The 14,169-nt window shown below is 48.3% G+C and carries 12 protein-coding genes; all 12 read right to left on the bottom strand.

Annotation, left to right across the window (positions count from 1 at the left end; genetic code table 11):
* Nucleotides 1-131: 131 nt before the first annotated feature.
* Nucleotides 132-713, bottom strand: a complete 582-nt coding sequence (locus WES_RS0121770; RefSeq protein WP_024195153.1) for a hypothetical protein — start codon at nucleotides 711-713, stop codon at nucleotides 132-134.
* Nucleotides 714-1,091: 378 nt separating this feature from the next.
* On the bottom strand, nucleotides 1,092-1,376 hold the full coding sequence (locus WES_RS24585) for a hypothetical protein (protein WP_016159339.1): 285 nt from the start codon (nucleotides 1,374-1,376) through the stop codon (nucleotides 1,092-1,094).
* Nucleotides 1,357-2,205, bottom strand: coding sequence for a hypothetical protein (locus WES_RS03910; protein ID WP_016159338.1), 849 nt, complete (start codon nucleotides 2,203-2,205; stop codon nucleotides 1,357-1,359). Before WES_RS03910 ends, WES_RS24585 begins: the two co-directional genes overlap by 20 nt.
* 1,001 nt (nucleotides 2,206-3,206) lie before the next feature.
* The gene (locus WES_RS0121775) at nucleotides 3,207-3,473 is read right to left on the bottom strand and encodes a PAAR domain-containing protein (RefSeq protein ID WP_024195154.1); all 267 of its coding nucleotides are present in this window, start codon (nucleotides 3,471-3,473) and stop codon (nucleotides 3,207-3,209) included.
* A 229-nt stretch (nucleotides 3,474-3,702) separates the two neighbouring features.
* Nucleotides 3,703-4,149 carry a tetratricopeptide repeat protein gene (locus WES_RS03900; protein WP_262353847.1) on the bottom strand — a complete coding sequence of 149 codons (447 nt, stop codon included), beginning with the start codon at nucleotides 4,147-4,149 and terminating at the stop codon, nucleotides 3,703-3,705.
* Complete coding sequence (locus WES_RS03895) at nucleotides 4,146-4,784, bottom strand: DUF2931 family protein (protein WP_016158944.1); 639 nt, start codon at nucleotides 4,782-4,784, stop codon at nucleotides 4,146-4,148. The genes WES_RS03900 and WES_RS03895 overlap by 4 nt, the downstream gene beginning before the upstream one ends.
* Complete coding sequence (locus tag WES_RS24590) at nucleotides 4,781-5,176, bottom strand: hypothetical protein (protein ID WP_147598604.1); 396 nt, start codon at nucleotides 5,174-5,176, stop codon at nucleotides 4,781-4,783. Before WES_RS24590 ends, WES_RS03895 begins: the two co-directional genes overlap by 4 nt.
* A gap of 54 nt (nucleotides 5,177-5,230) precedes the next feature.
* Nucleotides 5,231-6,364: a T6SS phospholipase effector Tle1-like catalytic domain-containing protein gene (locus tag WES_RS03885; RefSeq protein WP_016158942.1), complete on the bottom strand. Its 1,134-nt coding sequence runs from the start codon at nucleotides 6,362-6,364 to the stop codon at nucleotides 5,231-5,233.
* A 2-nt stretch (nucleotides 6,365-6,366) separates the two neighbouring features.
* Nucleotides 6,367-8,907, bottom strand: coding sequence for a type VI secretion system Vgr family protein (locus WES_RS03880; RefSeq protein ID WP_016158941.1), 2,541 nt, complete (start codon nucleotides 8,905-8,907; stop codon nucleotides 6,367-6,369).
* Between the two features lie 236 nt (nucleotides 8,908-9,143).
* A complete protein-coding gene (gene tssH, locus WES_RS03875; protein WP_016159833.1) occupies nucleotides 9,144-11,759 on the bottom strand; it encodes a type VI secretion system ATPase TssH in 2,616 nt (871 codons plus the stop codon).
* A 177-nt stretch (nucleotides 11,760-11,936) separates the two neighbouring features.
* Nucleotides 11,937-12,428 (bottom strand): type VI secretion system effector Hcp, encoded by a 492-nt coding sequence (hcp, locus tag WES_RS03870; RefSeq protein WP_001007319.1) that lies wholly within the window; start codon nucleotides 12,426-12,428, stop codon nucleotides 11,937-11,939.
* A gap of 4 nt (nucleotides 12,429-12,432) precedes the next feature.
* Nucleotides 12,433-14,169, bottom strand: coding sequence for an OmpA family protein (locus WES_RS03865; RefSeq protein ID WP_016159832.1), 1,737 nt, complete (start codon nucleotides 14,167-14,169; stop codon nucleotides 12,433-12,435).

A 14,169-nucleotide genomic window follows, 5' to 3' on the forward strand; every position in this document is an offset into this window, starting at 1 on the left:
ACTTCAACATTGACCCATTTTGTATCTGGCGGTGGAGATAAAGTCTTGTTAACAGTTCTATTGATGCTGCATCCTGATGATGAAAACAAAGCTAAGGAAAGCAGAATAATTTTTGATTGATTATACATCTTCTATTTTTCCATTATCTTGATGTCGGGATGAGTTGAGCCATCAGATACGACAGTACCATCAGGATATATTATTTTATAATATGCGCCCACTCGATACTCTACTGGCGCAACCATTTTTACAATTTTTGACTCATCAAGTTTTGGCAAAAATATAACAATTACATCATTGTTGACATTGAAAATAATTCTTTTTTGTATAAAATCTTCTTTACCAAAAAGTTCTAATGCACCTTTTTCCTGAATCCTTTTGTTAGTGTGAATCAAAGGATAATAATTAGGCGCTAATTTTAATCTATTACCTGTTTCCATATAAAACTGCCCATTTCTGGAAGCATCATTATCAAAAGCGAGCGAAACCCCTACCGCTGTTCCGGGTACAAGATCTTTGCCGAGATGTGTAGCATCTATATATTCGATACCTAAATTGACCGCACTCAACGTCCATTTGCATGAGCCGCCACCTGTCATAGCGACTTTCCCTTTCCAGATGTCCCCACTCTCCTGCTGCATGGGGATCCCAATAACGTTGTAGCTGGGTTCTGTGATAACAGAGCCATCAAATCCACTGATTCTTTTTTTCATACATTCATACGAGATGTATCTGACCTCAAGCGGGAAAGGTTTCGTATACTGAGATGGATTTTTTACTTCAACATTGACCCATTTTGTATCTGGCGGTGGAGATAAAGTCTTGTTAACAGTTCTATTGATCCGATAACATTGTAGCTGGGCTCGGTGATAACAGAACCATCAAATCCACTGATTCTTTTTTTCATACATTCATACGAGATGTATCTGACCTCAAGCGGGAAAGGTTTCGTATACTGAGATGGATTTTTTACTTCAACATTGACCCATTTTGTATCTGGCGGTGGAGATAAAGTCTTGTTAACAGTTCTACTTATGCTGCAACCTGCCGATGAAAACAATACTAAGGAAAGCAGAATAATTTTTGATTGGTTATACATTTTCCATTACCTCTTCTCCATATTGAGCAAACCGCAAAAGCGTATCGTTGCCAGATGGCATGGACAACGTTGGGGAAAGCGATGCGTCAAGCAGTCCTTCTATATTCAGAAAAATGTTATTTCTTACTAATTCTCTCTCCGGTATGTCATTTTTATTTTCTGCCATCTGCTCTCTGAATGAATCAACGTTATACTGATGCTCAGTAAAAGTACGCTTTTCCACTATTCCAGCGTTATCAATCAGCTCTAATACGTTGTTATACATATAGGAGGTCATAAGTATCACCGTCTGCCTTTTTTACAGCAGTATTTTCCTTTGCCTGTGCTGTTCCATGCGAATTCTTACTGTCTACCTTAGGCAAAGTATCTCGCGAGCTATCCATAAACACTGGAGGATAATATCGATTACTGTAGGGAACATCCTGTACTAATTTATTCCATGCGGAACCATCTTTATAAAGTTGGGGTAAGCGAGAAAGATCCTGGCACTGGTTAATAAAAAAACGTGTAATTGACATCGTATCCAGAGTGCTGCCATTTGCATAGGCAAGCGTCGCTGCCACCCCAAGGTTAATTCCATTCGCAATGGAATAGTCCTTTTGATGGTGCAGAACAAGCTCCCAAGATCTGAAGGGGCATATTTCTATTACATGTCGTTTTTCAAGTTCATTCGTTCGTAATTTAAAGCCCTTAAATGCTGTCTTTGCAGGAAAGTGGTATGTGGGTAACATTTCCCAAGGTCTTAATTCAAGGTTTGGTGAACTCTGACAAAGTTCACCGATAACGGCATAATGCCAGATATACCCTTTTTCTTCAGCTTCAGGATGCACAACAGAATCATTTTCCGCATCGCAGCTAACACGTAAGGCACGTTTTTCCATTTCCGTAGCCAATTGATTGCCATCTAACGCCAGCCTTAATTCAAGCCCATCTGCCTCACTTTGCGCCGTATATGTAAGGTTATCAACTGGTCCCGATACTGGATGCGAACTTTCAGCACGCCATGGTATATTCGCTACGGGATCTCCCTGCTCATAAATCAACTGAATTTCAACCCAGTAAGGTTTTTGCTTTCCAGCCGTAGCTTTTTCCTCTGTATGCGTCACAGATGTTACTTATGTATTACCTGCCATAAACATCCTCTTTATTCAGGTTAAAAAATTTATGAACTCTTTTCTCTTGTAAGATAAAATGTCCCAACCTTAATTATCTCTGATAAGAATACAGCGACAATAAATATCGGCCCTACTTTGATTGAAATAGTTTTAAACATCCATGGCAATATCGAAATAGAAGGGATCATGAAGAACAGTCTGAATGGTGTTTGAATATAGACTGCCCAATTCACATACTTCCACTTATTTAAGAACATTAGAGAAGAAAAAACAATCGAGACATTAAGCAATAACGAAAAATAAAAAATGACTTGCGAATACGCCCCTTGCTGCAGATAAATATGGCTAAAAGACAATATATCATCAATTAAAGGAATTCGTCCCTGAGAGATATTCAGCCAGATAAATCTGACGATGTAAAAGAGATCAAACACCGCCCAACAATACAATATATGTTTCTGTTTTAATCTAAGTTTCATTTAATTCTCTCATAGACATCATCAGCGGTCGTTGGTTGCCAGTGCCACAACTGACCTGTAACAGCCCAGGCATCATCACCTTTCAAAAAAGTTTGCGTTACCTTTCTCTGTTCTCCGTAACGATATGCTGCTGATAGCTGCTCTATCTCCTCTGTAGCATCAGATGGTAAAGGCTACCATTCCTGGATTTTATCTCTTTTCGTATTCACCTTCAGAACCAAAAACACGGCTCTCAGACAGGGCGTTATTCAGCGTATCTGTCAGACTCATAATATTGACTCCATGGGATAACCCGTTGTCCATGACGCTGTTACCGGCGGGCAGGTTGCGGGATTAAATAAGGGATTCAGCCGGTAAGAAAAAGAGTGTTCTGTAATCTCCCTAAAAAACTGACAGACGTAGAAAACAAAGGGCAGGACTCCGGCACTAACAGCAATAAGGCCTGTAATCAGCCCCTGAACCAGTGAAGGTTGTTCTGGTTCTGGAGGGATTGTGGCGTTCCCGGCTCATTACTTATCCTGTTACACAATCCGGGGCACTGGAGAGAACCTGACAGCCACATACACAATGGCAGCCATCGACCACAATGGCTTTGCCATCGGAAGACCATTCAGGCGATCCTTCAATAATGGCGTTAATACCATGCCCTATTATCGGACAGCTGATTTTGTCCCCAATAAGTGCAACATTTTTGCCGTTAACAATCATGGTTGAAGAAGCTGAGATCACTGCACCACCATGCGTGGTTTTATCGCCAAGTAACACAACACCTTTAGACATATGAAACTCCATATTTAACTTATACATATATATTTCACTATATATAAGATTATTACTTCTCTGTTTTAATTTTTTTAACTTATCACGCATTTGAATCACCTTCAGAGCAACTTTTTTTGAATAGGTCGATAGCCTGATTTTGATTTTTAGTAATTCCTTTACCATCGAAGCACATCGTACCCAAATGATACATAGCTGAAGGCTGGCCTTGTTTTACCGAAAGCTCAAGCTATTTTCTGGCTTTAGAATAATTCAATGCAACTCCCTTACCATTAAGGTATGTATAACCTAAATACATCTGAGCTGTAGCATTGTTTTTATTCGCAGCTTTCTCATACCAATAATCAGCCTTTCCGTAGCTCTGAATGGTTTCTTTTCCGAAATAATACATATCGCCTAAATCAACTTGAGCATCCGTGTTTCCGAGTTCAGCAGCGATCTGATAGAGTTCAAATACTTTTTTCATATCCTTCGGAACCCCCATACCCATAAGATACATATTGGCAATTGTGTTTGCATCATCCGCTTTAGATATTGACGTAGGATCGATAACGATTGATTGAGAAAAAACACGGATAGAAATAAACAGAAAAAACATGTAGAGAAATAGTTTCATAAAAAACTTTATCGTAGCATAAAAATGTAGATTTTTGCCAACTTGTATAGTTCTACTCACCAAGTTCCATAAGGATACTTTTTCCCCTTAATAAAATCAGGAGTATCTCCATAGTAAACATATCCATCAGGATGCCCTGTAACCTCTTTACACATATCAAGCCCCTCCCCAGAAGTGGTTGTAATTTTTGTGGATATTTGCTCAATATTTGGCTTTCCGTTATTTTGCAACCAAACACGGACTTTTCCTTCAGGTGCCAAACCAATCACCATATAACGAAAAAAATAAAACTCACCGGGGTTATTCCACTCAGGTTCTTTGGAAATCATTTTTTTCTTAGTATCAGAAGAAAAAAACAAAGTAGTTTCATAAGTTTTTTTGTCAATAATTGAGTCCCAACAAAACTTAATTATCTGTGGCGGTGCATCAGCCTTATTAAAAGTAGCTCCTGGTATTCCTACATGTGTCCCCCATGTTCCAACACTATTCCCTTGAGGCTGATCTATGGTTTTGAACACATAACCATAGCCGTCAACATCCAGCAATTTGACCAACGTAACCGTTGCAGGAAGCGCTTTTGGAGTACTGAACGTGAAATACCATTTATTCCAAGGTACTTTTATTTTATCCTGCGCAGTAGTGTCATTGCATCCAACTAAAAATAAAAATGAAAGTAGCTGAATCATGAGCTTCATGCTTTTTCTCCCTTCATATTCCAGATGGACCGTATCCAGTTTTTATTTGGCATATTCACATAACCAATAAGATGTGTCATTTTCTCTGCTCCGTAGATTGTTCTTACCTGTTTTCCATCCAACCAGACTCTTTTAAATTTTATACCGTTCCAGTTTGCCGAGCAGTGAATATATTTACCAATAATTAGTAATTCATCAGGAGTGAATGGAACGGGAATACCTCCTGCCCTGATTATCCTCCCCTGTTTGATTGCTTTTTGGCTCAATAATTCAAGTTCTCCAGGTAACTTCATATCAGGGGCTTCGGGGTCAACATATTTGAACCTTGCCCCTGCCTCTTTTGCTGCATCCAGCATTACTCTTAGCGAAATTTTAGACCAGTCGTTGGGCACAATGCGCTTTAGTGTAATGCCTACTCCAACATGTTTCTCTATCGTTCCGACACGCTATTTATCCATATCTATAATATAGTTATACCAGCATTCCACCTTCACTTCGCCAGATGGTAAAATATATTCAAGAGCTGGTATTACCTTTAACTCAGATAACCTGGAGGCAATATTTTTATAAATCTGCGTACTTTCATTTATAACATCTTTTTTAACTTTCTCACCACGAGGTTCTGTCAGAAAACAATATTCCTGTTCATTGGGGTTATATCCTCCACCAATATCAGAATGTACACCTGGTAAAGTGAGTTCCGGCCACGCTTCTTTTATACTGTTAAGACTGAAGTTATAGCGGCATTCATGCATGGCGGCAATCTGGAAGACTTTCTGTGCGATATCTTTCGATAATGCCAACTCAATACCTGGGTTCACACCTCCATGTACATCAAACAAATCACTCACTGAACCAACAGCACAAACCGTATCAAATAGCCCCAGAAAGCGAATCTCTCCGGTAGGTTTTCCGTGTTGATTTCGTCCGTTTAATCCCTTAGTTATTGCTTGCTGTATTGATTTGTCCCCATTTTTGACGCGATTAGAAAAATGGCGCGCAGCCGCAGCTCCCCGACTAAAGCCAAATACATCAAACTGGATTTTTTCGATAGCATAGTCAACTTTAGAATCACTGCTAAAAACTCGCCAAATTGCATCCGATATTTGTGAGATCCCTTCGTCGACTTTATCAACAACACCTTCAAAAACCTCGCCTATACCCATGCCAATAAGGCTATCCTCTTTATCTTTCGCAGTACCTATACCTTGTATATATATTGCCTGTTGATATAATGTTTTATCTGATATCACTTGACCGTCAATGGCATATAATTTATTTAACCAGTGGATGTTGGAGTAATATCCAAGGTAGCTCCCGGCCTCATTGCTACTCATGTCCAGTTTACGTATACAGGATTCGGCATCAACTTCCTTTACACCAACATCCATATCTGTGCAAGTATTCAGCAAGCGTTTATCGATGTTAAAGACGTTATTCCCTGTACCATCAAAAAACATCCCGATAGTAATCGTAATACCTGGTACAGGTTTACGCTTACAGACAACTGTTTTCTCTGACACATTCACATCAGTAAAGTGCTCGCACTCACTGGCTTCCCAAGCATGGAAATCACTCATGTTTATTTGCTCCCTGCTGCAGAATTACCGGTTCCAAGGATCTCAATGTTTAATTTGCTGGGCATTGAGGTATAAATTGGCAACGTTTTACCATTGTCATCTGAAATACCATGAAACACCTGCCCGTCAGCTGTCGTCACTTTATACTCAGTCTGTGAGATAATATTCCCGTTTTCATCAGTCAGAGAATAAATACCACCGTATCCTTTCGGAAATTCAGAGGCTGGCGTATTCAGCGAAGCGGCTCCCATTTTCTGAGCATTAACACATTTCCACAGAATATTACCTTCACAGCCCAGAATAATATTTTTACCCTGCAACTGAATGAACGACCCGTCCAGATTTTTCAGCACAACATCTTTCGCAGCGGTGATTTCAACCCGTCCCTCTGTACTGGTCACGGTCACATCTTTTTTCGCTGCCACTTCCAGCGCATCATCCTGCGCCTGGATTTCAACCTTTCCCTTCGCGGCGAACAGTTTCATCCCCGTCTTGCAGGCCAGCATACTGATGGCTTCACCCGCTGCCACCGTAAAACGCTTCAGTGCACTGATATCGGTATTCTGTCGGGACATAATCCCCACGCTGGCACTGCCCGAGGAAACGCGCACACCTTCCGGACTGCTGATGCTGACGCCTTGTGGTGCATTCAGTACCATCCCCGGCTGTGTCAGGTCCGTCAGGGCATCCGTCAGCATTTTCTGACTCCGGATATCCGCCGGATACGCCTGCGCCGTTTCTGCCGCATCTGACAGACTCCGGGCAATACTCAGGGCATTTTCCAGCTGAGAAACTGCCTCCTGCATTGACAGCATCCTGTCGCCGGCAAATGCCTGTTTATCGGCGGTGATAAATACCCCTGCCCCACCACGAATGGATATATGCCTGTCCGTGCGCAGCTCTGCACCTTCCCCGCGCAGTTCACGGGAGGCATCCACGTTATGCCCCAGATTCAGCTGCGTCTTTCCCCCGTACTCCGTACTGAGCTTGATATGCTCCTCACCGCGCCTGTCCTCCATCCGCAGTTTGTTCAGGCCGGCTGTGCGGATTACATTGCGCGTGTTGTTGGCTTCGGTGACGGGGTCTGCGTGGCGGGAGTCGTGCAGCGCATGGGCGATATACGGCCGGTCCGGGTCGCCTTCATGGAACGCGATGGCAACCTCTGTCCCCTGTATCAGCGGGAAGTGAAAACCGTATTTATCCCCGCCGTACGGTCTGGCAAAGCGCACCGGCATACTTTCCATGCCCTGACCTTTATCGTCACGGTCGGCATCGAACTTCACCCGGTACATCCCCGACGCATCCTGCCACGCGTGGATATCGTTGTCCCTGGCGCTGGTCACCCGCGCCGTCATTGTCCCGCTCACCACCGGCCGTTTTTTAGCTGCCGGACGCCAGCAGCGGTTTTCGTAATACGGCATCCCTTCCCACGTCACGGTCAGGGCATCCTTACGGCTCGCACTGTAGACCGTGCGGATAATCACAATACCGTTGTCCGTTTCTGACGGCAGGGTCGGCGGAACAGCCCGTTCACTGATGGTCAGCACCTGAGCCGGGGAAAGCCGGGCATCATTACTGCTGCCGCTGACCATTGTCTGTCCGGACAGAAAGCGTTCATGCTCAAGCCGCGCCCAGAAATTGCCGGTTTCCGCCGCCGGGGTGATTTTGTCGCCCCGTTCAAGATGACGCGGCAGGTAATGGTACACATCGCCGTAGGTGTTCCCTTCCCCGTCGCCACGGGTCATGTCCGCCGGCACCGACGTCAGGATGTTCTGCGCTTCACGGTGATTGTAATCATCCGCCGTCACCGAACGCGCCACCACATGATGCCGGACGTGAATCCCCCACACCGAATCCGCGCCATTGTCACTCATCCCCGACGGACTGCTGAGCGCCAGCGTTTTACCGAAGGTCCAGGCGCTCTGCCTGTCGGCAAAGTGCACCACTTCCGTCAGGGTGTCCGGCTGCAGGGTGAAAAAATAAAATATCCCCACTTCAGCCAGCAGGCGCTCAATAAACGCCAGGTCACTTTCCCGGTACTGGTTTATCTGCTCACGCTTCGGATAACCGGCTTTAAGAGTGAACTCATACTCCCAGCCTCTGAGACCATGCTCCTGCAGGACTTCGGTGACCACTTCCGGTACAGATTTATTGACGAAAAAACGGTGGGTGCGGTACTGCCTGCCCAGCAGGGACAGAAACGGCTCAATAATTATCCGGTACGTCGCCTGGTCACGTGAACCGCTGACACGACTGAAATCTGTCACCACCCCGTGCACCACTTTCTGCCCGCTCAGCCCCGTCAGTGGTCCGGTTCCCATGGTCAGCGTCGCCGGTTTACTCAGTAACTGCGATGCACTGATGTTCAGGTCACTGCTGGTAAACAGAACGGTGTACTGATACAGCCCGCTCATGCACTCCTCACCCCTGAAGGTCTCCACATCCGGCGATGCGGTACAGGACGGAATATCCAGACGGTAGCGGTTCAGCCCGCCTTCAGTTAATGCAGACAGGGCGTTATTCAGCGTATCTGTCAGACTCATAATATTGACTCCATGGGATAACCCGTTGTCCATGACGCTGTTACCGGCGGGCAGGTTGCGGGATTAAATAAGGGACTCAGTCGGTAAGAAAAAGAGTGATTATGGCTCCAGCCCAACGGCACTAATAATGACCTTTAATAACAACAGTCTCATTTCAAAATACCCAAATTTTTGCAGTACAAAATTATCAGCAATAATCTGTGCCTGCTGTTCCATCGGATAATCACTTAGCTCCTTTAGCCAGGTTTAAACTCCAGTCCAATCCCTTCATCATCATTCCAGCCCAGCGTCAGCGAAACCGGCTTTTGTTTCGCCGCCATATGAACCAGCAGTTGCTGACTCAGTACCGGCAAAATTTGCTGGTTGAGCAGGTTGTCGATATTGCGCGCACCGGTGTCCGGTAGCAGGCAGGCACTGGTCAAAGCGTCATACAGACTCTCGTCAACATATGTGGTCAGGCCATAGTGACGATGCAAGCGCGTGCTGACCTGCAAGAGTTTCATTGCCACAATGGCACGCATCGCCGCTTCCGTTAGCGGGCGATAAATCACTGTCTGGAAGCGGGCAAGCAGCGCAGGCTGGAAGTGTTCGCGCAGGATCGGGCGCAGCAGTTCGTGCAGGTCGCCTTCACTGGCATCGGGCTGTTCATCAAGCAACTGCATCACATAGTCGCTGCCAAGGTTTGAGGTCATCAGAATGACCGTATTGCGAAAATCGATTTCACGGCCTTCGCCATCGCGCATAAAGCCCCGATCAAAAACCTGATAGAACAGATTCATCACGTCACGATGCGCTTTTTCGACTTCATCGAGCAGCACCACGCTGTACGGGCGCTTGCGCACCGCTTCGGTGAGGATGCCCCCCTGCCCGTAGCCGACGTAGCCTGGAGGAGAGCCTTTCAGTTGGGAGACGGTGTGCGGCTCCTGATACTCGGACAGGTTGATGGTAATCAGTGATTTTTCACCGCCGTACATGACGTCAGCCAGCGCCAGCGCCGTTTCGGTTTTCCCTACACCACTTGGGCCAACCAGCAGGAACACACCCTGTGGGCCATTCTCAGATGTGAGGCCAGTTTTCGCGGCACGCAGGCGCCGGGAGACGGCTTCAAGCGCCGCATTCTGCCCGACTACGCGTTTGCCGATTTCGTTTTCCAGCGTCAGCAGTTCGGTCTGCTCGTCTTTCATCAGCGACGACAGCGGGACGCCCGTCCAGTCAGCAATCACGGTAGCAACGGTACGCACATCCACATCGACTGAAAGTAACGGGTTGCTGTGCTGCATACCGTTCAACTCCTGTTGCAGGGAGTACGTTTTACTCTGACGGGAAATGTCCTGGCGGCTTTCCAGCAGTTGTTCGGTAAGTTTCAGCTCCTGACCGTACCGGGTTTCCAGTTCGTTGAGTTCAACGTTGAAGGTGTTCTTTTCCTGTTCTATTGCCGTCAGGCGTTCACCGTAGTTTTGATTACCGACAGCCATGTCTTCCTGTAGTGCCTGCCTCTCCATTTCAAGAGCGGTGATCCGGGAGCGGATACGGATCAGTTGTTCAGGCACGGTGTCGAGACTCATGCGCACACGGGCGCTTGCGGTGTCGAGCAGGTCAACGGCTTTGTCCGGTAGTTGGCGACCGGTGAGATAACGTCGGGAAAGCGTAACGGCAGCGCGAACCGCATCGTCGGTGATATGCACATTATGGTGTCCGGCGTAGCGAGATTTCAGGCCACGCAGCATCAGGCAGGCGGTGTCATCGTCGGGCTCGTCCACTTTCACCATCTGAAAGCGGCGCTCAAGTGCGGCATCGCGTTCGAAAAATTGTTTGTATTCAGACCAGGTTGTAGCGGCGATGGTTCGTAATTCACCACGCGCCAGTGCCGGTTTCAACAGGTTGGCGGCATCCGCACCACCAGCCTGGTTACCCGCGCCGATGATGGTGTGCGCTTCATCGATAAACAGCAAAACTGGTACTGGTGACTGCTGCACTGCATCAATCACGTTTTTCAGACGCTGTTCAAATTCCCCCTTCACACCCGCTCCTGCCTGCAGCAGACCAAGGTCAAGAGTGCGTAGCACGACAGGTTTGAGCGACTCCGGCATATTGCCTTCAGCGATTCTGAGCGCCAGTCCTTCTACCAGTGCCGTTTTACCGACACCCGGCTCACCGACCAGAATCGGGTTATTTTTTCGGCGGCGAGAAAGAATATCCACCATCTGGCGGATTTCAGTATCACGCCCAAATACTGGATCGATTTTGCCTTCACGGGCTTTGGCAGTGACGTCGAGGGTAAACTTATCCAGCACGTTTTGCAGTGCCGGGCTGAGTTCTCCCTCTTTTATCTCCGCGACAACGGGATTTCCAACAAACGCCAGCTCCGCTTCCTGTTGCACTGCAGGACGCTCGTCTGACTGAGCATCCAGTAACGGGCGCAGGCGTTCCAACTGACTCAGGCCCAGGGTCAATAATGGCCACAGACCATCGCAACGCACCAGGTTCTGTTTATCAACCAGAGCCATCATCAGGTGATGACTTCGGATCTGCGCCTCACCCGCCAGTGAGGCAATCAGCCAGGCTTCTTGCATCAGCGTCTGGATGTTTTCTGAAAGCTGCGGACGACTGCGCACTGAGCGCGGTTGTTTGTCGAGCCAGCCAAGCAAATCCTGCCAGAGGTTGTCCATGTCCCACTCGTAGCGACGAGCCAGCACAGTGAGATCGCCCTCGCCCTGCTCCAGTAATTTCAGCAGCCAGTGCTCCGGCAGAATTTCCGTATGCGCACGGGTCTGGCAGAGCGAAGCCGCCCCTTCCATCGCACGGGCACAGTAAGGGTTCAAACGTCGCAGCAGGATGGCTGGATTTTCCATGAATTTCTCTCTTTGTCGGTTCCTGGACACGCTACCGCCCCTCGCTGTTTCCCAGGAAGGAGACCAAAGCGCATACGGTCAGGCTGGCAGATTGTGGGTTCTTTGCTGAAAGCCCGTTGACTTCAGACGTTCAGCAAAAACGAAAAAGCGGACAGAGAAGCTCTGCCCGCTCGTGACTTACGCGGTCGCGCGTTCGTTCCATGAATCGGAATGAATGATGTTGCCGTCTTTGTAGGTCCAGGTGATTTTTTCGTAGCGCAGTTCGATCTGCTCAAGGTGGTTGTGCTTCTCGAAAGAAGGATCTTTGATGTCGTGCATTACAGGGTTCACCTTCACCACTTTCACGTTCTCAAGTTTGGTGTTGAAGTACTCGACCTCCTGACCCGCATCGTTAATTTTGTACCACTTGAATTCTGCAGACTTGAGGGTCTGTCCGGTGGTCACCGCCTTGTACAGGTATGGGCTGGAGGAATCGATTTCCTTGGTAAACAGGAACGGTGTGTGGATTCGGGTGCCGGTCAGCTTGCCTGTGTTGTTATCGGTCGGGATGTACAGATTATGTTCCTGAGCCACCACTTCGATGCTGCCTTCACGATCCTGAACGTCCACAGACCCTTTGATGTCCGCGCCGCCATCGTCCTTCAGCCAAAGATAAACAGGAATTGCCATGGAATTACTCTCTATTATGTTGTGATGCGCCATCATCCTGCGATGACGCCAGGGTGTGACCCGGTATCTGACAGGCATTAGCCTGCGATACCAGACTGATTTCGACACGGCGGTTTAGCGCACGGCCTTCCGGGGTGTCATTGGTTGCGAGCGGGCGACTTGCACCATAGCCCTGCACCGCAAAACAGCTTTCCGGCACGTCACCGGTGTCATGCATCCAGTCGCGCACCGCTTCGGCACGTTTCTGAGAAAGCGTCTGATTTCGTTGTGCGTTGCCGGTGTTATCTGTGTGACCGGCGACCACAATCAGCCAGCCAGGCCTTGCCTTGACGCCCACCAGCGAATTAATCAGCATTTTGGTGGACCCGGCTTTCAGCGCCGATTTGCCGGAATCGAACAGCGACATGCTGTCAAGGCGGATAGTCTTCGGCTCCTGTACGATTTTTTTGATAACCGTCTGCGGTGACGGTGATAGTGATGGTGGTAGCGGCAGGTCATTCACGGCGGCTTCAACAGCAGGTATCAGACGCGACCCCTGATATAACCCGAGGCGATAACGCAGAGGTTCACCGCGTCGCTGCCAGTCCTCCAGCAGTGCGCCATCAGCGCGCAGACGCTGCTGTGCCTGGAGTTTAGGCGTGAGAGGGGTGTCGGAGAGACGGTGGTATAAGGCAAGATGGCCGCCGACATTGCGGATCAGACGCTGGTTGTTAACCCAGGACGCCAGCATCGCCAGTGCAAGAAAAATGCCCCCCAGCAGCCCGGCATAGCGCCAGAACACCATCCGACGACTGACGCCACGACGACGCGGCAGCGCCGACAGCAGCTGTTCAGGCAACGGCAAAAGCTCACCGCTCTCCACCGTATCAGGCGGCAGCGCAGTAACAGAGGCAATGTGTTGTTGCCAGAGGTTCCCGGCGAGACCGCTCACGGGAGCCATGCACAGCCCTTGTATACAGGGCTTCAGAGCTGGCAGTTCTCCCTGACGCTCCGACAGCAGACTGTTAACTGCGGTATTCAGCCAGGCAAGTCCACTGTCCAGCCATAGCACCTGGCTCAGGCGGGACAGCCACTCACCCGAAGTTGTTTCTTGAGCCCAGTCGGTCAGTGACAAATTCCCCTGACCGGGTTGATATACCTGGAGTCCTGCCCGTTGGCTGACAGTGGTAAACCAGACCGGCTCAGCATCAACACAAGCGACTGGCGGTGACAGCCAGATAACGATCCACTGCGGCGGGAGTTGACCAAGTGAGATATGGCATTGCGCAACAGCACGCTGCCAGCCACGCAGACTCTGGGTTAACTCCGCATCCGAGGTGTGGCGTTCGGGTAAGATAGCCAACAATATCGAGATCTGTGACACCAGAGCCGGACGAATCTGACTCAGGTGTTGAGCCAACAATGGCAACTGCTCTGCATCTTTTACCCACAGATACCAGCCCTGACGGGTTTCACGATGCCGTGTCCCCTCCGCAAATAATGCGCTGTTATCGCCACACACCAGAATGACTGCACCCTGAAAATCTTCCGGTGGCAGAGACTCACCCACAATATCTCTGAGCGCCGGTGCCCGTATCAGTGATGTCCGATACTGACGCCAGAGCATTCCCCCACAGACCAAAATAATTAGCAGGCTGAATGCCACACGGCTCCCGACCGACGGTGACCAGAATCCCAGGATAAGCCACAGTGCCAGTACGCCCGCCAGGACGGTTAACAGACTCCGGTAAACATCACGCAT

It is taken from the genome of Escherichia sp. KTE31, from assembly GCF_000407925.1.
Classification (GTDB): domain Bacteria; phylum Pseudomonadota; class Gammaproteobacteria; order Enterobacterales; family Enterobacteriaceae; genus Escherichia; species Escherichia ruysiae.

Bases quoted from the DNA above. Each gene is read 5' to 3' on its own strand.
- WES_RS0121770 (WP_024195153.1), bottom strand. From the start codon at position 713: ATGAAAAAAAGAATCAGTGGATTTGATGGCTCTGTTATCACAGAACCC.
- WES_RS03885 (WP_016158942.1), bottom strand. From the start codon at position 6,364: ATGAGTGATTTCCATGCTTGGGAAGCCAGTGAGTGCGAGCACTTTACT.
- WES_RS03880 (WP_016158941.1), bottom strand. From the start codon at position 8,907: ATGAGTCTGACAGATACGCTGAATAACGCCCTGTCTGCATTAACTGAA.
- WES_RS03865 (WP_016159832.1), bottom strand. From the start codon at position 14,169: ATGCGTGATGTTTACCGGAGTCTGTTAACCGTCCTGGCGGGCGTACTG.
- WES_RS24585 (WP_016159339.1), bottom strand. From the start codon at position 1,376: ATGACCTCCTATATGTATAACAACGTATTAGAGCTGATTGATAACGCT.
- tssH (WP_016159833.1), bottom strand. From the start codon at position 11,759: ATGGAAAATCCAGCCATCCTGCTGCGACGTTTGAACCCTTACTGTGCC.
- WES_RS03895 (WP_016158944.1), bottom strand. From the start codon at position 4,784: ATGAAGCTCATGATTCAGCTACTTTCATTTTTATTTTTAGTTGGATGC.
- hcp (WP_001007319.1), bottom strand. From the start codon at position 12,428: ATGGCAATTCCTGTTTATCTTTGGCTGAAGGACGATGGCGGCGCGGAC.
- WES_RS0121775 (WP_024195154.1), bottom strand. From the start codon at position 3,473: ATGTCTAAAGGTGTTGTGTTACTTGGCGATAAAACCACGCATGGTGGT.